General features: G+C 38.1%; 33 protein-coding genes. All 33 read left to right on the top strand.

Annotated features, from left to right (window positions below; genetic code table 11):
- Nucleotides 1-24: 24 nt before the first annotated feature.
- The 33 genes from A5886_RS10950 to A5886_RS10790 all read left to right on the top strand — a co-directional run bounded on the left by A5886_RS10950 (nt 25) and on the right by A5886_RS10790 (nt 19495).
- A complete protein-coding gene (locus tag A5886_RS10950; protein WP_086275174.1) occupies nt 25-348 on the top strand; it encodes a hypothetical protein in 324 nt (107 codons plus the stop codon).
- Complete coding sequence (locus A5886_RS10945; RefSeq protein ID WP_086275173.1) at nt 345-2294, top strand: AAA family ATPase; 1950 nt, start codon at nt 345-347, stop codon at nt 2292-2294. The genes A5886_RS10950 and A5886_RS10945 overlap by 4 nt, the downstream gene beginning before the upstream one ends.
- On the top strand, nt 2291-2521 hold the full coding sequence (locus A5886_RS10940) for a hypothetical protein (RefSeq protein WP_086275172.1): 231 nt from the start codon (nt 2291-2293) through the stop codon (nt 2519-2521). The genes A5886_RS10945 and A5886_RS10940 overlap by 4 nt, the downstream gene beginning before the upstream one ends.
- Nucleotides 2522-2524: 3 nt before the next feature.
- Nucleotides 2525-3586 carry a recombinase RecT gene (locus tag A5886_RS10935; RefSeq protein ID WP_086275171.1) on the top strand — a complete coding sequence of 354 codons (1062 nt, stop codon included), beginning with the start codon at nt 2525-2527 and terminating at the stop codon, nt 3584-3586.
- Nucleotides 3583-4311 (top strand): MBL fold metallo-hydrolase, encoded by a 729-nt coding sequence (locus A5886_RS10930; protein WP_086275170.1) that lies wholly within the window; start codon nt 3583-3585, stop codon nt 4309-4311. The genes A5886_RS10935 and A5886_RS10930 overlap by 4 nt, the downstream gene beginning before the upstream one ends.
- Before the next feature lie 13 nt (nt 4312-4324).
- Nucleotides 4325-5200 (top strand): phage replication protein O, encoded by an 876-nt coding sequence (locus A5886_RS10925; protein WP_086275169.1) that lies wholly within the window; start codon nt 4325-4327, stop codon nt 5198-5200.
- Between the two features lie 4 nt (nt 5201-5204).
- Nucleotides 5205-5675, top strand: a complete 471-nt coding sequence (locus tag A5886_RS10920; RefSeq protein ID WP_086275168.1) for a DUF1064 domain-containing protein — start codon at nt 5205-5207, stop codon at nt 5673-5675.
- A 12-nt stretch (nt 5676-5687) separates the two neighbouring features.
- The gene (locus A5886_RS10915) at nt 5688-6473 is read left to right on the top strand and encodes a hypothetical protein (RefSeq protein ID WP_179190029.1); all 786 of its coding nucleotides are present in this window, start codon (nt 5688-5690) and stop codon (nt 6471-6473) included.
- Entirely contained in the window at nt 6470-6673 is a 204-nt protein-coding gene (locus A5886_RS10910) for a hypothetical protein (RefSeq protein WP_086275167.1), read from the top strand. The genes A5886_RS10915 and A5886_RS10910 overlap by 4 nt, the downstream gene beginning before the upstream one ends.
- 359 nt (nt 6674-7032) lie before the next feature.
- Nucleotides 7033-7941, top strand: coding sequence for a DNA cytosine methyltransferase (locus A5886_RS10900; protein ID WP_086275165.1), 909 nt, complete (start codon nt 7033-7035; stop codon nt 7939-7941).
- Nucleotides 7942-7957: 16 nt separating this feature from the next.
- A complete protein-coding gene (locus A5886_RS10895; RefSeq protein WP_086275164.1) occupies nt 7958-8137 on the top strand; it encodes a hypothetical protein in 180 nt (59 codons plus the stop codon).
- A 1-nt stretch (nt 8138) separates the two neighbouring features.
- Nucleotides 8139-8612: a class I SAM-dependent methyltransferase gene (locus tag A5886_RS10890; RefSeq protein WP_086275163.1), complete on the top strand. Its 474-nt coding sequence runs from the start codon at nt 8139-8141 to the stop codon at nt 8610-8612.
- A 23-nt stretch (nt 8613-8635) separates the two neighbouring features.
- Nucleotides 8636-8959: a hypothetical protein gene (locus A5886_RS10885; protein ID WP_143353788.1), complete on the top strand. Its 324-nt coding sequence runs from the start codon at nt 8636-8638 to the stop codon at nt 8957-8959.
- A gap of 2 nt (nt 8960-8961) precedes the next feature.
- Entirely contained in the window at nt 8962-9282 is a 321-nt protein-coding gene (locus A5886_RS10880; protein WP_143353787.1) for a hypothetical protein, read from the top strand.
- Nucleotides 9279-9692, top strand: coding sequence for a hypothetical protein (locus A5886_RS10875; protein ID WP_086275160.1), 414 nt, complete (start codon nt 9279-9281; stop codon nt 9690-9692). Before A5886_RS10880 ends, A5886_RS10875 begins: the two co-directional genes overlap by 4 nt.
- The gene (locus tag A5886_RS10870; RefSeq protein ID WP_086275159.1) at nt 9692-9901 is read left to right on the top strand and encodes a hypothetical protein; all 210 of its coding nucleotides are present in this window, start codon (nt 9692-9694) and stop codon (nt 9899-9901) included. Before A5886_RS10875 ends, A5886_RS10870 begins: the two co-directional genes overlap by 1 nt.
- Nucleotides 9901-10119: a hypothetical protein gene (locus A5886_RS10865; RefSeq protein WP_086275158.1), complete on the top strand. Its 219-nt coding sequence runs from the start codon at nt 9901-9903 to the stop codon at nt 10117-10119. The genes A5886_RS10870 and A5886_RS10865 overlap by 1 nt, the downstream gene beginning before the upstream one ends.
- 39 nt (nt 10120-10158) lie before the next feature.
- Complete coding sequence (locus A5886_RS10860; RefSeq protein WP_086275157.1) at nt 10159-10677, top strand: hypothetical protein; 519 nt, start codon at nt 10159-10161, stop codon at nt 10675-10677.
- Nucleotides 10667-10867 carry a hypothetical protein gene (locus tag A5886_RS10855; RefSeq protein WP_086275156.1) on the top strand — a complete coding sequence of 67 codons (201 nt, stop codon included), beginning with the start codon at nt 10667-10669 and terminating at the stop codon, nt 10865-10867. Before A5886_RS10860 ends, A5886_RS10855 begins: the two co-directional genes overlap by 11 nt.
- 99 nt (nt 10868-10966) lie before the next feature.
- Nucleotides 10967-11122 (top strand): hypothetical protein, encoded by a 156-nt coding sequence (locus A5886_RS15885; RefSeq protein ID WP_179190028.1) that lies wholly within the window; start codon nt 10967-10969, stop codon nt 11120-11122.
- A gap of 68 nt (nt 11123-11190) precedes the next feature.
- Complete coding sequence (locus A5886_RS10850) at nt 11191-11661, top strand: hypothetical protein (protein ID WP_086275155.1); 471 nt, start codon at nt 11191-11193, stop codon at nt 11659-11661.
- Between the two features lie 296 nt (nt 11662-11957).
- On the top strand, nt 11958-12458 hold the full coding sequence (locus A5886_RS10845) for a hypothetical protein (RefSeq protein ID WP_086275154.1): 501 nt from the start codon (nt 11958-11960) through the stop codon (nt 12456-12458).
- Between the two features lie 39 nt (nt 12459-12497).
- The gene (locus A5886_RS10840) at nt 12498-12827 is read left to right on the top strand and encodes a hypothetical protein (protein ID WP_086275152.1); all 330 of its coding nucleotides are present in this window, start codon (nt 12498-12500) and stop codon (nt 12825-12827) included.
- Nucleotides 12828-12948: 121 nt separating this feature from the next.
- Nucleotides 12949-13266 carry a hypothetical protein gene (locus tag A5886_RS10835; RefSeq protein ID WP_086275153.1) on the top strand — a complete coding sequence of 106 codons (318 nt, stop codon included), beginning with the start codon at nt 12949-12951 and terminating at the stop codon, nt 13264-13266.
- A gap of 39 nt (nt 13267-13305) precedes the next feature.
- On the top strand, nt 13306-13635 hold the full coding sequence (locus tag A5886_RS10830; RefSeq protein WP_086275152.1) for a hypothetical protein: 330 nt from the start codon (nt 13306-13308) through the stop codon (nt 13633-13635).
- Nucleotides 13632-13952 (top strand): HNH endonuclease, encoded by a 321-nt coding sequence (locus A5886_RS10825; RefSeq protein WP_086275151.1) that lies wholly within the window; start codon nt 13632-13634, stop codon nt 13950-13952. Before A5886_RS10830 ends, A5886_RS10825 begins: the two co-directional genes overlap by 4 nt.
- On the top strand, nt 13930-14508 hold the full coding sequence (locus A5886_RS15880; protein WP_256926206.1) for a hypothetical protein: 579 nt from the start codon (nt 13930-13932) through the stop codon (nt 14506-14508). Before A5886_RS10825 ends, A5886_RS15880 begins: the two co-directional genes overlap by 23 nt.
- Nucleotides 14505-14744, top strand: a complete 240-nt coding sequence (locus tag A5886_RS10815; protein ID WP_086275150.1) for a hypothetical protein — start codon at nt 14505-14507, stop codon at nt 14742-14744. The genes A5886_RS15880 and A5886_RS10815 overlap by 4 nt, the downstream gene beginning before the upstream one ends.
- Nucleotides 14745-14887: 143 nt before the next feature.
- Complete coding sequence (locus A5886_RS10810; RefSeq protein ID WP_010736761.1) at nt 14888-15199, top strand: P27 family phage terminase small subunit; 312 nt, start codon at nt 14888-14890, stop codon at nt 15197-15199.
- The gene (locus tag A5886_RS10805; protein WP_086275149.1) at nt 15196-16878 is read left to right on the top strand and encodes a terminase TerL endonuclease subunit; all 1683 of its coding nucleotides are present in this window, start codon (nt 15196-15198) and stop codon (nt 16876-16878) included. The genes A5886_RS10810 and A5886_RS10805 overlap by 4 nt, the downstream gene beginning before the upstream one ends.
- Before the next feature lie 360 nt (nt 16879-17238).
- Nucleotides 17239-17598 (top strand): hypothetical protein, encoded by a 360-nt coding sequence (locus A5886_RS10800; protein WP_086275148.1) that lies wholly within the window; start codon nt 17239-17241, stop codon nt 17596-17598.
- Nucleotides 17599-17634: 36 nt separating this feature from the next.
- Complete coding sequence (locus tag A5886_RS10795; RefSeq protein WP_086275147.1) at nt 17635-18804, top strand: phage portal protein; 1170 nt, start codon at nt 17635-17637, stop codon at nt 18802-18804.
- Nucleotides 18791-19495: a head maturation protease, ClpP-related gene (locus A5886_RS10790; RefSeq protein ID WP_086275146.1), complete on the top strand. Its 705-nt coding sequence runs from the start codon at nt 18791-18793 to the stop codon at nt 19493-19495. Before A5886_RS10795 ends, A5886_RS10790 begins: the two co-directional genes overlap by 14 nt.

The following is a 19495-nucleotide window of genomic DNA, read 5'->3' as shown; positions in this document are numbered from 1 at the left end:
GAATGTCAAGGAGATTATAACACCATGAATGAAAAAATTACAAACTTAATCACTGCATTAGCACTGGAATGCCGCGCGAATAACGTCACTTTATCACTATGTGCATTTAACGATAAAGGGCTAGCATCATTATCTCAAGTAGGATCGAATACTCAGATTGAAATGTCTATCTTTAATCAGCTTGCCCAATGGGAAGAAAATTTGAAACTTTGCGACTGCCGAGAATGTAAATCTAAGTTATCCCAATTACAGGAAGATGAACTAAAAATTGCAGAAGAAGATAAACAGATAGATTCTAATGATATCTCCGAAAAACTCGCAGCATTCTTCCGAGGTGATCTTGTATGAAAAAAATCACATTAAATAGTTTATCACTTAAACACTTCAAAGGCTTAGATTCTTTTGAGTTTGAACCGTTAGGCAAAAATGCCATGGTAAGTGGTCAGAATGGATCAGGAAAAACAACATTGGCCGATGCCTTACTTTGGCTGCTTTTCGGTAAAGATACTCGAGGAGCAAAATTAAATCCTAAACCTTTGGACGGAAACAATAAGGAAAAACTAGGGTTAGAACCGACTGTTGAAGCAGAAATTGTCATCGATGGAACTACGGCCATTTTAAAACGGGTCCAAGAAGAAAAATGGAACACACCGCGGGGACAACTTGAAAAGGTGCGAGGTAGCGACACAACTAAATACATGATTGACGGTGTTCCGACCATGGAAAAAGAATGGAAAGCATATTTTGAAAAAATTAGTGCTGAAAATATTCTTCAGATGCTTTTCGATTCTACTTTCTTCATGAAGATGAACTGGAAAGATCGCCGTGAGATTCTTGTTAACATGACAGGTTTGACTGATGAAGAAATCATTGCTAAGGATCCAGGGTTGAAAGGAATTGAAAAGATCATAAAGGACCATTCAATTGATGACTACCGCAAGATCCTTGCCTCTCAGAAAAAAGAATTGAAGCGGCAAATTGATGGACTGCCAGCACGAATTCAAGAAGTCACTGATATGTTTGCGAAAGCTAAATCTGATATTGGCGATCTATCACCGGAAGAGATCCAGGAACAAGTTTTTGAATATGAAGCAGATGTATCTAATCTACAGAATAAATTAAATAGCTTTGCAGCAGGCAGCGCATCACTCGATTTTCAACAAGAATTGTCAAGTCTTAAAGTGAAGTTAGCTGAAGCCCAATCCGCTTATCTATCTAGCACAAACATGGAGACAAGATCGCTGCAAGACGACCTAAACAAGCAACAGCGAATCGTAAACGAGATTCGATCGCTAAGGGACGAAGAAGAAAACAAAAAAGACAAGGTGATCAAGCAGTTTTATGAATTAGAAAACTTTCTAACTGAGCATCGAAATAAGTACCGCACTTTAAAAGAAACTGCTTTTGATGAGCATCAAAAGGTATGCCCTACATGTTCTCAAGAACTACCTGCCGATCAAATCGAGGAAATGATTTCCAGATTTAACCAGCAAAAAGCAACTGACATGGAAAATAATATCGCTGAAGGAAAAGCTGCGAAAGAAAAATTACTTTCTTTCAAAGCCACAATTGCTGATCACGAAAAAGAAAGTGTTCGTTTAGAAAAAAGCTTATCTGCAGCAGAAGACACACTAAACAAAATCAATGCTGAGTTAATTTTCATCGAAGGTTCTACAAAGAAATTCGAAGATACTGCTCAGTTTAAAAAGATTCAAGATGAAATTAATATCACTCAACAAAAAATACTGAATGCGACTTCTGATACTGCAGCAGAAGAACAAGAACTAAAAGAACAGATTCGTCAAAAAAGGGTGTTGATTGCCGAAGCACAAGCAAAATTCCAACGACTGGCTAGCTTGTCAGATTACGAAGATCGTATAGATGAACTCAAGCAAGAAGACAGTAAGCTGAAGGCACAGAATCAAGATGTGGAACGATATTTGTTCTTGTTGGATGATTTCACGCGCAATAAAGTGAAATGCCTTGAGGAGTCAATCAACAGCAAATTCGAATTGGTCAAATTCAAACTGTTCAACATTTTGAAAAACGGCGGTCTTGAAGAAGTCTGTGAGGCTACCTATAACGGTATTGAATACGGAACAAGTCTTAACACTGGTGCCAGAATCAATTGCGATTTGGATATCATCAATACTTTGAGCAAAGAATTCGGGTTGAGCGTTCCAGTGTTCGTGGATAATACCGAATCAGTAAATGATCTACATCCAATCAATTCGCAAATGATTGAGTTGCGTGTAACGAAAAATAAAAATCTGAAAGTCGAGGTATCGGAATGAACGAAGTTATTGTATACGCAAAGGTAAACAATGAAAAAGCGCTGATTGGTACTTTTGAATCCACAGAGAATATTTATGATGAAGTCGAAGCAAGACTCGATTCTTTAAATCTATCTTACATGATGGAACGAAGATACTATATCTATGTTCGTACAAGTTTTGATGATTATCGCATGATTTGGGGCGAAAAAAATATGCAAAAAAATGAAAGCCAGATAGGAGAATAAAAAATGACAAATCAAAACTTACCATCAAAGGTGTATAAATCACAGTTAGCAAAAATAAATGACACGTATATGCCGCAAATCGAAAGCCAGTTACATGGCAATGGTATTCACATGACTGAATATCAACGCACTTGTGTAATCAATTCGATTTCATCAATCAACGAAATGCTTGTCAAAGAAGGCATCAGTGTCGGAGATGTTGATCAAAGTAATTTGACACAGACATTAATGCACGTGGCGGCTTTACAGTTGAATGCAACTGCTACTCCGCGTGAAGTGTATTTCATCAAAAGAAAACAAAAAAATAAAAATGGAACGGAAATTCAAATCATCGAAATGGGCATTGAGGGTGATGGAAATGATGCTATACTTTCTCGCTTTGGTAGGAATGTAAAAACTGTCCATCGTCATTGGGAAGTACGAGAACATGATGAATTCACTTATCCAGGATATGCTGGCTTGGCAGTGACGCCTCCGAGTTGGACGCCAAAAGGAAAAGGTAAGGTAATCCGCGTTGTTTATCCAATCGAGTATATCGATGGCCAAGTAGAGTTTTTTATAGCAGAGCGTGAGGATGTTAAAGCAAATTTATTGGCTCATATGTATAACAACTTAATGTGGGACAACAAAAAAACTGAAAAGAAAGAAAAAATCAAAGAATTTTCCGAGGTGCATACTCTTGATGAAATTCTTGATAATAGCGAGATGCAAGAGATAGGCAAAATAAGCCCAGCATGGAAAGAACCTCAAAGTAGAGAATCAATGATCGTACGAAAAATGAGAAACAGAATTGTTAAGAAAATACCTAAGGATTTTTCTAATGCTTATATCGAGTCGATTATTGAATCTGCTGAAGATGATTACCAAACGCGGCAAATGAACCGTAAGGAAGCTGAAATAGTCGATGAAATCGATAAGAATGCAAATTCAGAAGTTTTTGATCCTAAGCCAATCGAGCCTGAAAAACGTCCACAAAACGTGACTGAAGATGGTGAGATTCAAGAAGGGGTATTTACAGAAGTAGATCAAGAAACTTTTGATCTCGGAGAGGATGACCCGTATTGATTTCCATTAAAGTGTTTGGTTCTGGCAGTAAAGGGAATGGCTATCTAATTGATGATGGACATTCCCAACTAATTATTGAGTGCGGTGTCCCATTTACTAATGTTCAACAACAAATGGGACATGATTTTTCAAAAGTAGTAGGAGCACTCATCACACACGAGCATCGAGATCACTGCAAGTATGTGAAGAAATTAATCGATGAGACCAGTGTTTCAATCTTTGCCACGGAGGGAACAACGCAAGCAATGTTCGCCGATGAAAAACTTAGGCTAAAACAATACGATTCTTATCGATTTAACCCACTTTTATACAAAGAAACACAAAAAATTGGTACATGGTACGTAACACCTTTTGAGACGAAGCATGATGTTGCTGAACCGTGTGGCTTTCTAATTGATAACACAGCTGGAGATAGATTGGTTTTTGTCACGGATTCCTATTACGTGAAGTATCGCTTTCCTAATGTTACCCATATGATGATCGAAGCCAATTACTCTAAAGAAATCGTTGATCAGAAAATGAATCGTGGCTTTGATATTAAGCGAAAAGAACGGCTACTTGAAAGTCATTTCGATTTTGATCGAACACTTGATTTCATCAAAACAAACAAAAGTGATCGGCTGCAAGAAGTGTGGTTACTGCATTTATCTGATAGCAACAGCCACGAACAAAAATTCAAAGAGGACACGCAAATGCTTGTTGGCGTTCCTGTTTATATAGCTTAGGTGGTGATAACGAATGAACCTAGGTTATATCAAGCTTTATCGAAAAGTGACTAGTTCATTCGTATGGGCTAACCCTAGCATGTTAAAACTTTGGTTGCTTTGTTTAATGAAAGCTAGTCATGAAGGAAGAAGGTTTTTATTCAATGGGCATGAAGTGTCGTTGTCCAGCGGTCAATTCGTCACAGGGCGCGACGCACTGGGAAAAGAATACAACTTAGGTGCTCCGAGTGACCAGGTCATTGTCAGCCGTACGTTATGGAGATGGATGAAAAAATTCGAGAACGAGGAAATGTTGTCCATCACTTCAACCCCTAAATACAGTGTTATATCAATAAAAAATTGGGATGAATATCAATCGAGTGACCAGCAGTTGTCCAGCGGTCGTCCAGCACCTGTCCAGCAATTGTCCACAAACAAGAATGATAAGAATGATAAGAATGATAAGAATAATAATATCGTGTCGAAGAAATCCAAAAAACGGATTTATCCAGACGACGACCCAAATAAAAAATTGGCAGTCTTATTGTTCAGAAAGATTTCTCAAAATCAAAACATCAAAGAACCTGACTTAGATAACTGGGCCAACACTATTCGTTTAACAATCGAATCGGATAAAAGAGCTGGTAAAGAAGTTCAAGACATGATCGTATGGGCTACACAAGATGAATTTTGGAAAGGGGTTGTTCTTTCAGCTTCAAGCTTGAGAAGAAACTTTGACAAAATGAATGCCCAGATGAATAGGCAGCCAGCGAACAAAAAAATAGTACGAGAAGAAAAACTTCCGGACTGGGCTCAAGGGGAAGTACAAGAAGCTCAAATATCCCCAGAACGCCAAGCTGAAATAGATGCCAAGCTAGCAGCGTACCTGAACAAAACAAAAAAGGAGTGATCCAATGGCTGGTCCTACAGCATTAAATAAACGTGGAAATAAGGTTCATATGGATGGATATGTCTTCGATTCAGAAAAAGAAGCACAGTTTTATCAAAGATTTGTTAAGAATTCTGGTTTTCCATATGAGGTGCATCCGAGATTTAAGCTCACGGAATTAACCGAATTACCAGGGGGCGGAGGAAAGATTTCTCAGATTGCTTATTCCCCAGACTTCATTATCAAAAATTATGATGGTAGCTGGTTGCATGTGATCGATGTGAAAAATAGTCATGGGATGTACGGAATTGATCAATCAAACAAATTACGTTTCAGACTTTTCGCTATCAGATATGGCCATCCGGTAGAGGCGGTGGTTATTCGCAGAAATGATTTCAAAGTGATCACTCAAGGCGTAACCAAACCTTTGAATGATAAGCAACCGTTTATAACCAGAAACTTTAATTATCATTGGAAAGATGCAACTAACTATTAGGAGGAAAAATAAATGACAGTAGAATTTCGACCAACAATCAAATCAATCAATATCGCAAGTGAAGATCTAACCAAAATTACTCTTGAAGTGAAAAATGGATCTTTAAACGGGAAATATGACGCTTTACGAGCATTCTCAGGGAAAACAGTAAATATCACAATCGTTCCTGAATATTACCGGTATTCAATTCCTTTTGATAAAAGTACGAACGCACCTACACAAGAATATGTTGTGAACAATGACGGTACGATTGATTTTGTACAAAAAGAGCAAACGCAGCTAGAAGTTGACGATCAAGGAAATATCGATATTGAAAACCGTCCGTTTGAAGTCACAAAAGATATCGTTGATGAATTCATTCGCGCTGCGAAGTCTTTAGAATTCCCGGGTCACATTAATCCAAGAAGCGTTCTTATCCGTCTAGATGACGGCGAACCAGTTGAAGAAGTAGCGGAAGATTATGAAATGTCAGCAATCACCGTTTTAAATGAACTTGAAAAAGCACGTGAATATTATGCGCCTTATGCTGCAGCTTGGGACAAAAAGCGGAATGAAGTAATCTTTATTGAAAGTGAGCCTGAAACTGACGATTCTGGTGAATCAGAAGAAGATAGCGAGGATGTTTCGGATGAGTTGCATAATGAGCCAGAAATAAACGAAAACCTCTCAGAAGTCGAATCAGATGACAATGAAGACATTTCCGGAATTGACGAAGAAGCTGACGGTGATTTATTAGGACAATCAGATCCTTATGGAAACGAGCCGCCGGAAGATGATGGGGAGGATGATCCTTATTGACCTTCGATGACGGCAAAATAATCATCTTGGAAGATGCTAAATTCTATTGGAGCGTTGGCGTGATCAACCAGGCAAAAGATTTGTTCTTAAAAGGATTTAAGCCCAGCGAAGTTGCTCAAATCATGAATGAAGATCCAATTGACATTGGATTGTTGTATCTGCACTTACTGAAGTCTAAGCAACTCAAGAAGGTGTTTTGATGAAATGTTATCGATGTAAAGGCGAAAGAATTGTTTGGAAAGAAGATAAATATGGTCGGGCAGTAGCTAATAGCTGCCCGATCTGCAACAAGAATGGCATACCAATCAGAAAGGAAACGAGGGATCTCAAGAATGGACATCATAGAGATATTTTGGACCAACGTTGAATGGCATATGAAAAATAAAAATCTTCCGCTCAGGCAATCGCACGAAAATGCTTTAAAGAAAAGAGCAGGGATCCAATTAAGGACAGTTGAGGAAATAGCCAAATGCCTGAAAATAGATGATTACTCAGTTTTGTTCGAAAAGGTAGATTGAGTCAGTAATCGGAAGAAATAACCAAATGAGGAGTGAAGCTAGTGCTTCAAATTTTAGAATTGTTCGGTGGCATTGGCAGCCCTCGAATTGCGTTAAGAAACTTAGGAATACCGACCAAATCTATTGATTATGTGGAGATTGATCAGAAGGCAGTTGATAGCTACAACGCTATTTTTGCAAATGAACTGCCTTTTAAAACTCAATCAGTAATCAATTGGAATCTCAAACCAGATATTTTGATTCACGGATCACCTTGCCAGGATATATCTATTGCTGGGCAAAAATTAGGTGCTGATAAAGGTAGTGGCACACGCTCGAGTTTAATGTGGGAGACGCTGAACATTATCAAACAAATGGGAATTTGGAAGCCAAGGATTGTGATTTGGGAGAATGTCAAAGGTGTGCTACACAAACACATGCGTAAGAATTTTAATCAGTATCTGGATGAAATGGAGAAGCTTGGATATTCAAATAACTTTGAAGTGTTGGATGCAAGAGAGTTTGGCTTACCGCAGTTTCGTCAACGAGTATTTACTATATCGATTTTAGGCGAACCGTTTAATTTTAACGTACTGAAAAGGCAACAGATGAAATCAATACACGAGTTTTTGGAAAACGAAGTATCAAGTGAGTACACGATCAATCAGCCAAGCATGCTAGCCAAAATAAACAACGATTCAACAGGTTTTGGCGGACGACTGAAAAAGATAGATGAATACGCCTGGACAATTACTACTAAACAATTAAGATGCCCGAATTCAGGCATAGTTGATATTGGAGATGGAAAATTTAGGCTGCTAACACCAAAAGAATGCTGGCTACTGCAAGGGTACGATGTGCAAGACTACGAAAAAGCGAGCAAAGTAAATGGAAAAACAGCGTTATACAAACAGGCTGGGAATAGTATTCCAGTTGGGATATTTGAAAGCTTGTTCGAAGTATTGATTTAAAAAGGAGCGAAGCCAATTGGCGATTTACGGAGTATATGAGCGAGATCAATTCGTTTTCGAAGGAACACCGCAACAAGTGGCAAAACGGCTAGGAATCAAGATTGACACTGTTTTGTGGTATAGCACGCCGACTGGTATTGCGAGAATGAGCAAACTTAAGAAGAGACGGCGTGAGATTGTGAAGCTGGAGGATTAGCATGAAAATTTTAGATGCATGTTGTGGTAGCCGATTGTTCTGGTTTGATAAAGAATGCAACTTTGCTACTTACATGGATATTAGAGAAGAAGAATACGAAATTTACGGTAAAAAAGTAAATGTTAAGCCTGACGTTGTCGCTGATTTTAGGGATATGCCTTTTGCAGATTGTACGTATGATTTGGTTGTTTTTGATCCGCCACATTTGAAATGGGCAGGGCAAAAATCAATTATGAAAGGTCAATATGGCCAGCTTGATAAAGATAACTGGCCAGACGATATCAAGCGCGGTATGGCTGAATGTATGAGAGTTATTAAACCTAATGGGACTGTCATTTTCAAGTGGAATGAGAACCAGGTAAAGCTAAAAGAAGTTCTTAAAGCTATAGAACCATTTAGTCCATTATTTGGCAATAAGCGATCACAAACACACTGGCTTATTTTTAACAAACAAGTCAGCTATCCGACGAAATAGCAGAAAGAAAGCGAGGAACTCAATTGGAGTGGAAAGATATGGTTAAAGAATATGTACGACTGAAAAATCGGATGGATACTTTGAAAGAATTGAAAAAGTATTTTGATCGCGGCTTTCGATATGTTGTCCGTGATTTAGAGGGTGAGTGGTTGGTTCTTTTTTCCTTGAAGCCTAAAAGGTACATGGATTTAGAGGCATGGGGCTACGTCAACGAAGACGATCCAAAGGCTCGTCCTTGCCAGATAATCAGAAACTTGGATATTACAGAAATAAATTGGAAAAGCAGAAACGCAGTCTTGATTGAGGATTTTTTAAAAAATAATGGGATAGCAGAAAGCGAGGAATGAATGTGAACGAATTATTAGATGCAGCGATTGAAGAAATCGGTCGAGTGTTGATTGGGAATAAAGATCGAAATACCGAAAGAGTTTATCTAAAAAATGCTATTAGGCACATCCGAGAATACGGCAGTCAACCGCAGCTCGACAAAAGACAATTGAAAATGCTACATGATCTTAGGGCTAACTACAGATGTCATAATAATTCAGCGGAATGGGCGATTTATAATTTTTTAGTGGAAGATGAATTTGGAAAGATTCAAAATAATGATTTATTTGAAGTATTGGATGCATTTAAAAAATGGGCACAGGAACAGGAGGGATCAATGTGAGTAGTTTAAAAGAAAAAATAGTAGGAGTGATAAGCAAACATCTTGGTCTTGATGATACTTATACTTATGAATTAACAAGAGACAAATCAGGATTTACAGTGGGAACTGTTGATATAGAGGATTTTGAGGAATGGACAGAAGAAAATGTTGGTGATTTAGCAGATTCTATTGTTGAGACTTTACAACAGCAACTCAACCAGAATCAGCAGATTGTGTTGGAGTGGTTGAAAGGGATAGCCGTAAAAGCTGACAATGCTCCGATTGTGACTTTTTCAGCTTTCGGATGGCAACACTTTGGCGCAGAGCTACCTACTGATGTTGAGCAAGCTTATCGATCGATGGATGGAAAACAGGATTTAGTGGTTATGAGCGCTTATGTTAATTGGGCTTTGGAACAGGAGGCAGAGTGATGAAAAGCTGTAGCCTTTGTAACGATGAACAGAAACAAGCAACTGTATATGATAGTCGGGGCAGAAGTGTGGCAATAGATGGTAGTAGTTTGGTTTTTGTGGAGAATTATCGTGAATATGCGGGCGGAATGCTGCAGACACAACAGTCTTCGCTGCCAATCAATTACTGTCCGATGTGTGGCAAGCGATTGGAACAGGGGGAAGAGTGATGAAACTATTTATTTGGTACGGAGATGGCGTCTTACAAAGTTGGTCCAGTGGGCAAATCGCTTGTATAGCAAAAGATTTATCAACTGCTTTACAAGTAATTGATGAAGAGATGGGGTACGAAAGCGAGTCGTTTCCTAGAGAAGATCCAACAGAAGTAATAGAGCTAGGCATTGAAGAAACTCAACAAAGAGCATGGATAGTTTGGGGTAGTGATTAATTCCGCAATCGTCAGCGATAAAGTAACAGGAGGGATAAGATGAGCAGAAATGATGTCACTAGAAGTCTTAGTGATCTTGTGCGTAAGAAATTGACTAATAACTGTACCTTTTGGGCAGAAGAAGTTGAATTAGATTTTGGTAAAGCAAGAATAGATTTTGTGGGATTCAAGCCGTTTAATATCATGCAAAACGGAATGAACGCGGCAGCCATTGACAAAGGTACGTTCAGCTTCTACGAAGTAAAATCTTGTATGGCTGATTTCAATTCGGGGCATGGAAAAACATTTCTGGGTGATGAAAACTATCTGGTATGTGAGAGAAGCTTGGCAGAGGAATTATACCAAAAAGGTTTACTACCCAATGGTGTAAAAGTGTTAGTTCCGAATAAAGCTAGAACAGGATTGATTGTAGCATTTGACACTTCTGGAAGTTTCGGAACATGGTCAAGGCGCACGAAATCGTCTAGCGAATTATTGTGGAATATGATCAGCGCCAGAGTTAGCAACAAAGTAGAAACGGTCGTCTGTGAACTATTGGAGCCAGCCAATGAAAGTTAATCATTATACGGTACTGGCTATTGTATCAATACTGCTGACAATCGTTGGCCTAAGTTGGCTATCCTATACAATTGTGGACCAGCAACAGCAGATTATTAAACTAGAACAAAAGCTGCAGCATGAGCAACTAAAATACAAAATGCTTTATCGTGATCCAATTGTGCGTGAAGCAATTGAAAGTGGAGGGTGATTATGACAGTAGCAATGTTTATGTTCATAGGATTTGTGGCTGTTGTATTCATAGGAGTCATTATAGGCAAATCAATAGATGAAAGTGAGGATAAGTATATTGGGAAAGACTAAATCAAAAGTGAAAAAGAAGAAGCGGCGGCTTCAGGAAAAAGCCAAAGCAAACGGCACGGCCAACAGGAAAGTGCTGGGGAATGACCTAAAAAGTTTAATTATGGATGAAGCAAATGGATATGCGGCTCATTTTGACAAATAAAAAAAGCCACTACCTTTTGAGTAAGTGACCTACGACAAGATTATTTTACCATAAAAGGGGTGGCGTTTGTGAGGTTTCAATGGCTTAAAAACTATCAAGATTTAGAAGAACAAATTCTCTTCATGAAATGGAATCTTAACAAGAGTAAATTGGAATTAGATCGATGGGTCAATGGCGACTTAGCAAACGTACGCCTAGAAAAGAACTCAAGATCATCATCACTTGAAGAGAGCATAGAAATAATCGAAAGAGAGATATCAGTCCTAGAATGTGAGAAAGCAGAACTATTGGAACTGATTGACTCATTCAGCGGCACTGATAATAAAATCGTCAAATTGAAATACATTGAGGACATGGACGTATATGACATAGCAGATGAAACAGGTTACAGCGTGTCGTACATCCGCAAGAGACATACAGAGATTCGTAAGACACTTTCATTCGTTGATGAATATGAATCAAGACGAGAGGAACGCTTGAAGAAGCAAGAAGAAATGGACTACTATTCAGCAGACCAAGATCAACTAAGCTTGTTTTGACATTGTCACAAAATGCGACCTCAATCACTGTGTATATTTCTTGATTTAAACGAGTTATAGTAATAGCGTAGAAGAAACGGAGAGCGTCGGTTTGGGCTACTCACACTAATCCAAATACCGAAAGGAGGCAATCTCCTTATCGCGAAACTTCTTTGACAGGAATAGAAAGACAGCACAATTTTTTTGGAAGAGGTGAAACCCCTTGTTTCGAAATTCGCTAGTGCTGTCTTTTTGTTATTCACTTTTCCCCCATTGTTAGGTATGATAATTGTATCTAATAAGAGGAGAGTGTCAAAATGGACTTAAATTTTTTAAGCTTTGCAGCAGGGGTTATCTCAAGTATATTTATTCCGTTTATCGTTTATTTAAAGAATCGTATTGATGATAAATGCGCAAGAAAAAAATTTAGATTAATGATATACAACGAATATGTTGAACCTATATTAAAGTTAAATTTTGATAATGAAACATATTCAACTATGAGAGAAAAAGCTTTGAATGAAGTTCATTTAAATATAAAGAAACTTGAATATCTTAAAGAAAAGGAATTAACTTACTTATCATCAAATAATCAATTTTACTTTCTAAGGGTAGTCGTATGTACCAATATGTTGCTAAAAAAAATTGACGTACTTTTTAATTCTTATGAATTCGAGGATCCTTCACTCACTGTTAGAATTGAAGATGATGAAAAAATCAATTATAAAAATAAGATTAATTCGTTTATAGATTATTACAAGAGCAATATAGATAAATATGCTGATTTAAAAATCGATAAATTTCAAACACCTGACTAACCTTAGGTGTTTTTATTATGCCCAAAAGGAGCGATAGAAATGAAGAAACCACAGGATCACAAAAAGAAATTTGTTCCAGAAAAGCAAGACGACTTCATCAAGATGCTAACTCAGTTACGAGAAGAGAAGGATATGGATGCTATTGCTGATCTGTTCTGGAAAGTAATCACGGCGTACGGGCTGAAGGTAGATGAACTTGCAGCACTAAACTATTACATGATGAAGCGATCGCTTGAGGCACCTGTTAACGCAACGTTTATAAAAGAACATATGAACCTCGATGTAACACAGCTTGGAGTAGACGGAATCTTGCAAGTGCAACGAGCCTTGGTAAATGTTTATGTTGAACAGTTAGCCAAAGAGCAATGATACCTGTTGTCAAAACCAAGGCGGATCGTGCTAGGTTTTATGGATCGACCAAGTGGCGCAACCTAAGGCATGTCTGTCTCTTATACACATCTAGATGTGTATAAGAGACAGATATTCAACTATGAGAGAAAAAGCTTTGAATGAAGTTCATTTAAATATAAAGAAACTTGAATATCTTAAAGAAAAGGAATTAACTTACTTATCATCAAATAATCAATTTTACTTTCTAAGGGTAGTCGTATGTACCAATATGTTGCTAAAAAAAATTGACGTACTTTTTAATTCTTATGAATTCGAGGATCCTTCACTCACTGTTAGAATTGAAGATGATGAAAAAATCAATTATAAAAATAAGATTAATTCGTTTATAGATTATTACAAGAGCAATATAGATAAATATGCTGATTTAAAAATCGATAAATTTCAAACACCTGACTAACCTTAGGTGTTTTTATTATGCCCAAAAGGAGCGATAGAAATGAAGAAACCACAGGATCACAAAAAGAAATTTGTTCCAGAAAAGCAAGACGACTTCATCAAGATGCTAACTCAGTTACGAGAAGAGAAGGATATGGATGCTATTGCTGATCTGTTCTGGAAAGTAATCACGGCGTACGGGCTGAAGGTAGATGAACTTGCAGCACTAAACTATTACATGATGAAGCGATCGCTTGAGGCACCTGTTAACGCAACGTTTATAAAAGAACATATGAACCTCGATGTAACACAGCTTGGAGTAGACGGAATCTTGCAAGTGCAACGAGCCTTGGTAAATGTTTATGTTGAACAGTTAGCCAAAGAGCAATGATACCTGTTGTCAAAACCAAGGCGGATCGTGCTAGGTTTTATGGATCGACCAAGTGGCGCAACCTAAGGCAATCAATACTCGAACGAGATCACTATGAATGCTTGTGGTGTAAAGCTGAAGGCAGACTGACAACACAGTATGATTCGATACTGGAAGTCGATCACATCAAAGAGTTGGAAACAAATCCAGAGCTGGCATTTGATCCTGACAATCTAAGAACACTATGCAAGGACTGTCACAACAAGCGACACGATCGAATGAACTATCGTGGCCAACCAAAGAAGAGAAAGTGGGATGATGAATTTGACATCTTATAATACACTAAAGGAATACGTTGAAGACGGAAGGTACACTATTGTTGTCGGTCCAAGAAATAAATCTTTATTGACTAGAATTAAAAAACTATATCCCGAAGCAATAGTAACAACCTCTAATGCTGATGGTATTGATGGTAAAAAACTATTGGTTGATAAATTGGCAGCGGATGGACTAGGTCTTAAGTCAGCATTGCTTAAGTACAAAATCGTAGATGTAGTTTACGAAAACTTCACTAAGCAATTCGTTGAAGGCGGCAATGTGACTGTTAACTTTTCTTCGAAGGGATGCGAGGAATGGGAACAGGCACTCAATCAAGCTATGTTAGGTAAACCATTAACCAGAGAAGACGTTAGCTTCGATTTGAATGGGAAAGTACCTAAGCTTTACATCAAAGGCCAAGAGGTTGGGGTTGTATCTATGACAAATCACTATGTAACAAGCTGCGCATGGGGTGAAGGAACTAATGTAATCACATTTGTTTATATGACCAAAGATGATCCTAAACAGAAAGTATTATCTATTAATAGAATCACTGGGGAGGTAATGAATCAATGAGTAAAGATACAATAGCAAACAAGAAAGAACTTGATCAGAATTTAATTGACAAAGCTATTGGTAAGTTGCATGGGTTAAGATCAGCAGTAACCGAGGGAAGTATATCACTGGTTGATGGACGAGTCGAAGATACTTGGAACTTGTTGCGGTCTGATGAGCTTGTATGCAATGTACTATCGATTGACATTGAGTATACTGATAATTTACCTAAAGAACCGAATCCCAAAAATGAATAGAAAATCAAACGAAAGTGGGGACTAACATACCCCCGGTCGAATTATTTTGGGGTCAAATCCCAAAATTGGGAACCGGTGGATGGGGTCAACTGTCCAAATTTATGACTAAAAATTTTTTGCTAGGGGGGTGAGAGCCTTTGAAGATGTCAGATTTAAAGAAACAGTTGCTGAGACAAATTGACGTTAACGATCAGATGGAACTTGAAAAAGTTGAGAGATACCTTGATTTAGTTAGGCTTTATCGAAAAATGGATAAAGCTGTTAAGCAATACGGCCCGATTGTCGAAGGTTTCAATGGCACTCAAACGTATCTTAAAACTAACCCAGCAATCGCTCAAAAAGTTACGATTTCTCGTGCAATTATTGCGCTCGGTAAAGACCTTAACCTGGATGATCTAAACGGAAAAGTAGTTACTGACAATCAAGATGATTATGATGAGAGTGATTTAACATGATTCATCAAAAGCATGTCGATTATTATATTGAGCAATTCAAATCAGGGGAAATAAAGTTCAATAAAGAGCGGAAAGATTTAATTGAGTATGTCGAACGTGATGTCCTTAGTCGTGATGATGTTTACTTCGATGATGTGATGATTGATAAGTGCATTGCTTATGGTGAGAAATGGTTTTTCCCAATGCAGCCATTTCAAAAGTTCTTGATCGCATTCATCTTTTTTTATTTCAAGAAGAATGACCGGAATGTGTATCGTAAATTTCTTTGGATGTTTGGTCGTGGTGGAGGTAAAAACGGTCTGCTATCAGTCGTTTTGAATTTCCTTCAAACCGAAATGCACGGCATCATGGACTACAATGTTTCGATCGTTGCTAATAGTGAGGATCAAGCTAAAACATCATTCGAAGAGATATACAATACAATCAAACGTAACAAAACACTGCAAAAAGCCTTCGAATATGGCAAGTCAGTGATCACCAGCAAAAAGACTGGCAGCAAGATAAAATTTCGTACCAGCAACGGCGATACAAAAGACGGATTACGTGATGGAGCAGTAGCTTTTGATGAAATCCATCGATACGAATCGAACAAAGATGTAAAAGTTCATATCAGTGGGCTTGGCAAACGTCCGAACCCGAGGGAGTTTTATGTAGGTACTGATGGTTATGTTCGTGAGGGATTCTTGGACAACATGAAAGAAAAAGCGAAAAGAGTGTTGAACGGTTCAGTCCGTTTCAATGCTCTTTTCCCTTTCATTTGCAAACTTGATTCAGAAGACCAGGTCAATGATCCTGATAACTGGGAATTAGCAAACCCTATGTTTCATCAGCCACTATCTGAGTATGCGGACAATCTCTACGAAACTGTTATGGAAGAATACGAGGATTTGGAAGACGATCCAAGCAACCGAGAAGAGTTCATGACTAAACGTATGAATTTACCTGTCACAGACTTAGAACGATCGGTGGCTAGTCGTGAAGAGATTCTGGCAACCAACAGACCATTCCCAACAAACCTAATCGGCAAACAAGCCATTGGTGGTTTAGACTATGCCAGTCTGCGTGATTTCGCCGCTTGTGGGCTTTTGTTTCGTGATGGGGATGATTATGTATTCAAGACCCATTCGTTCGTTAGAAAGCAATTTGTGGACATTTACTACGGGTATTCTCGTAAAGCTTCTGAAACTACAAAAGAAAAATTTGCACCGATAAGGGAATGGGAAGAAAAAGGATTGCTGACGGTCATAGATGGTCCCACAATCGATCCTAAAACAGTTGTCGGCTGGTTTGTTGAGCAACGTGAGAAATACGGCATAACGAAAATAGTAGCCGATAATTTCCGGATGGATTTATTGCGACCATTGTTTTTGGAGGAAGGATTTGAAATCGAAGTGATTAGAAATCCAACAGCTGCTGATAATTTACTAGCGCCAAGGATTGAAGATGCATTTGCCAATAATCACATTATCTTTGGTGATAATCCTCTCATGCGCTGGTACACAAACAATGTACTAGTTAAGACTAACGGTGATGGGAATAAATCATACAAGAAGAAAGAAGAGGTTCGTCGTAAGACAGACGGCTTCAAGGCTTTTGAATACTGTCTATGGCGTGCTGATGAAATCATTGACTACGACTATGATGATGCATTTGACATGTTGGATGAAATTGAGTTTTAGAAAGCGAGGCTAGGTTATGTTCAGTGATTGGATTCATTTAACCGAAAGAGAATTTTTTATTAAATACTGGTATATTCTGATACCGATATTTTTGTTTATTTTATTTATTGCAATATTGATTGAATGGGTTTCACGCAGAAAGTGAGTGATCATTATGTATAAACCGCAATATCTAAACGTTGAGCGAAAAACAAAAAACGTAATGGCTGGTAACACCGTTTATTTCACTACAGTAACTACAACACCTTTGGGTTACAAGAAGAAACCACCTGAAAAGATCCAAAATAAATCAGGTAGGCGATTTGCCGGAAAGTGAAGGTGATCCATATATCTAATCCAATTGAAAGGTGGTGATAGTTTTTGAAATCAATTGTATACGAAGAAATAACTAACTTAGAGGCGATGGCTTTGATTGATCGTAAAGATACTTCTAAATTATACTTTGTTGAATTTTACTACGAATCGAGCGATCCTTACGGAAAGAACGGATGGACTATTCACTGCCCTACGCCAAGAGATTTAAAACAAACAGAACCTATCCTTTATCATTCTAAACAATTGTTGAAGAGCAATAATCTGTTTAGAAAATACAGAGAAGTATTAGCGGAACCAGATATTTTAATTGTTAATACGCCATATCGTATCTATAAAGATCATAAATGGGTAATCAAAAAATCATCCTATGAACGGGAGTTTTATTCTCATACTCGCAAGAAATAGATGATTGTTTTTGACATTGAAAGGTGGTGAAAATATGTGAGTTTATTTGATGTCTTTAAGCAGTCCATACGTAATGAAGAACCTTCGGACTGGATTCCTGATCTCGTCTATGGTGATGATGAATCCGCTCGAGCATATCTAAAAATTATGGCAAAGAACACAGTGCTAGATTTTGTCGCAAGGACAATGTCTACACTGGAAGTAAAGTTCAAAAACAAAGATGGTACTGCTGATTGGGAATACATTTTGAATGTTCGACCCAACAATGATATGTCTGCTGCAACGTTCTGGGAAAAGTTTTTCTATCGACTTATGGACGACAACGAAGTGCTGGTCATTTTTACTGAAGATAACCAATTGTTGATAGCTGATGATTTTTCTCGTACAGAATATGCCGTTTATGATGATGTGTTCACTGGCGTAACAGTAAAGAACTATGTATTTCAAAAAAGCTTCAATATGTCAGATGTGATCTACATTGAATACAACAATGATAAACTTGATCGTTTTACAAAGGGCTTGTTTGAGGACTATTCCGAGTTATTTGGGCGAATCATTGAAATTGCAATGCGAAATAATCAAATTCGTGGATCGGTGTCTATCAATGCAACTGCTACTGCCAACGAAAAGAAAGATGAAAACGGCAAGACTCGAACAGAAAAACTTCAAGAATATGTCGATAAAATCTATCAAGCCTTTAAGACAAAATCAGTTGCGATCGTGGCAAAGGTGAAGAACATTGATTATGAGGAATACACCAACAAACAAGGAGTTTCGAATCAATCTCTTGATGAGCTGAACAAAATGAAAACATCGTTGATCGATGATGTAGCCAACGCCATAGGAGTTCCTACGGCGCTTATTTATGGTGAAAAAGCTGATCTTGATTCTAATCTAGATGCTTTTCGTAAACTTTGTATCGCACCACTGATGAAGAAGCTTCAGGACGAGTTGATGGCCAAAATCATTACAAAAAAAGAATACCAAAATGGTGAACGAATTAAAGTTTCTAAAGTATTGCCTGTCAGCATTCTAGAAAATGCTACTCAAATTGATAAGATCGTTTCTTCCGGAACGTTCTTGCGTGATGAAGTGCGTGAAGTGACCGATTACGACCCGTTGCCAAATGGTGAAGGCCAGCAATTGATTATGACTAAAAACTATGAAAAATTGAAGGGAGGTGAGAACGAAAATGCCGAAAGTTAAAAAAGTACCTTTTCAATTTACCAACGAGATTCAAAATGGTAAGCACATTCTCACCTTGAGTGGCAATGTCCAAAAGAAATATTGGCGTGATGATGATGTTATTAATGCGAAAGATATCCGTGAATCACTGGATACAGTCACAGATGATATCGTGATCAAACTGAATAGTCCTGGCGGCGATGTGTTTGAAGGGATTGAAATTTACAATTATCTGAAAGATCATCCGTCAAACGTCACTGTCGAAGTGACTGGTTTGGCAGCCAGTGCCGCAACTTTCATCATTGCTGGCGCTGACGAAGTGATCATGAATGTTGGCACTTCATTGATGATTCACGAAGCTTCAACATTCGCTTGGGGAAACAAACAGGATATCCAAAAAACTCTGAATGCTTTGGAGACCATCGATGATTCAATTCTGGCAATTTATTCTGATAAGACCGGTCAATCAGCTGATCAGTTGCGTGAATGGATGAATGAAGAAAAATGGTTCACGGCAGACGAAGCAGTCGAATTCGGATTTGCTGATTCTGTAAAACGTGCCGAACCTCAAGAAGAACCGCAGGATATTGCTTCTATGATCCAAAACGCCGTGGCTGTTGCTATGTCTAATTTAAGCCAACATGTAACAAATGAAGTGGAACAAAAACCAAAACAAAAATCATTAATCGCACGATTGCGAAAAGGAGAATAA

Origin of the sequence: Candidatus Enterococcus testudinis (genome assembly GCF_002140915.1) — a bacterium.
Taxonomy (GTDB): Bacteria; Bacillota; Bacilli; order Lactobacillales; family Enterococcaceae; genus Enterococcus_D; species Enterococcus_D testudinis.
The sequence above is the reverse complement of the archived record's forward strand: the minus strand, read 5'-3'. Positions and strand labels throughout refer to the sequence as shown.

Bases quoted from the DNA above. Each gene is read 5' to 3' on its own strand.
- A5886_RS10915 (WP_179190029.1), top strand. From the start codon at position 5,688: ATGACAGTAGAATTTCGACCAACAATCAAATCAATCAATATCGCAAGT.
- A5886_RS10835 (WP_086275153.1), top strand. From the start codon at position 12,949: ATGAGAGAAAAAGCTTTGAATGAAGTTCATTTAAATATAAAGAAACTT.
- A5886_RS10950 (WP_086275174.1), top strand. From the start codon at position 25: ATGAATGAAAAAATTACAAACTTAATCACTGCATTAGCACTGGAATGC.
- A5886_RS10945 (WP_086275173.1), top strand. From the start codon at position 345: ATGAAAAAAATCACATTAAATAGTTTATCACTTAAACACTTCAAAGGC.
- A5886_RS10870 (WP_086275159.1), top strand. From the start codon at position 9,692: ATGAAAAGCTGTAGCCTTTGTAACGATGAACAGAAACAAGCAACTGTA.
- A5886_RS10890 (WP_086275163.1), top strand. From the start codon at position 8,139: ATGAAAATTTTAGATGCATGTTGTGGTAGCCGATTGTTCTGGTTTGAT.
- A5886_RS10855 (WP_086275156.1), top strand. From the start codon at position 10,667: ATGAAAGTTAATCATTATACGGTACTGGCTATTGTATCAATACTGCTG.
- A5886_RS15880 (WP_256926206.1), top strand. From the start codon at position 13,930: ATGATGAATTTGACATCTTATAATACACTAAAGGAATACGTTGAAGAC.
- A5886_RS10825 (WP_086275151.1), top strand. From the start codon at position 13,632: ATGATACCTGTTGTCAAAACCAAGGCGGATCGTGCTAGGTTTTATGGA.
- A5886_RS10920 (WP_086275168.1), top strand. From the start codon at position 5,205: ATGGCTGGTCCTACAGCATTAAATAAACGTGGAAATAAGGTTCATATG.
- A5886_RS10790 (WP_086275146.1), top strand. From the start codon at position 18,791: ATGCCGAAAGTTAAAAAAGTACCTTTTCAATTTACCAACGAGATTCAA.
- A5886_RS10935 (WP_086275171.1), top strand. From the start codon at position 2,525: ATGACAAATCAAAACTTACCATCAAAGGTGTATAAATCACAGTTAGCA.
- A5886_RS10805 (WP_086275149.1), top strand. From the start codon at position 15,196: ATGATTCATCAAAAGCATGTCGATTATTATATTGAGCAATTCAAATCA.
- A5886_RS10815 (WP_086275150.1), top strand. From the start codon at position 14,505: ATGAGTAAAGATACAATAGCAAACAAGAAAGAACTTGATCAGAATTTA.
- A5886_RS10860 (WP_086275157.1), top strand. From the start codon at position 10,159: ATGAGCAGAAATGATGTCACTAGAAGTCTTAGTGATCTTGTGCGTAAG.
- A5886_RS10865 (WP_086275158.1), top strand. From the start codon at position 9,901: ATGAAACTATTTATTTGGTACGGAGATGGCGTCTTACAAAGTTGGTCC.
- A5886_RS10830 (WP_086275152.1), top strand. From the start codon at position 13,306: ATGAAGAAACCACAGGATCACAAAAAGAAATTTGTTCCAGAAAAGCAA.
- A5886_RS10845 (WP_086275154.1), top strand. From the start codon at position 11,958: ATGGACTTAAATTTTTTAAGCTTTGCAGCAGGGGTTATCTCAAGTATA.
- A5886_RS10925 (WP_086275169.1), top strand. From the start codon at position 4,325: ATGAACCTAGGTTATATCAAGCTTTATCGAAAAGTGACTAGTTCATTC.
- A5886_RS10940 (WP_086275172.1), top strand. From the start codon at position 2,291: ATGAACGAAGTTATTGTATACGCAAAGGTAAACAATGAAAAAGCGCTG.
- A5886_RS10840 (WP_086275152.1), top strand. From the start codon at position 12,498: ATGAAGAAACCACAGGATCACAAAAAGAAATTTGTTCCAGAAAAGCAA.
- A5886_RS10810 (WP_010736761.1), top strand. From the start codon at position 14,888: ATGTCAGATTTAAAGAAACAGTTGCTGAGACAAATTGACGTTAACGAT.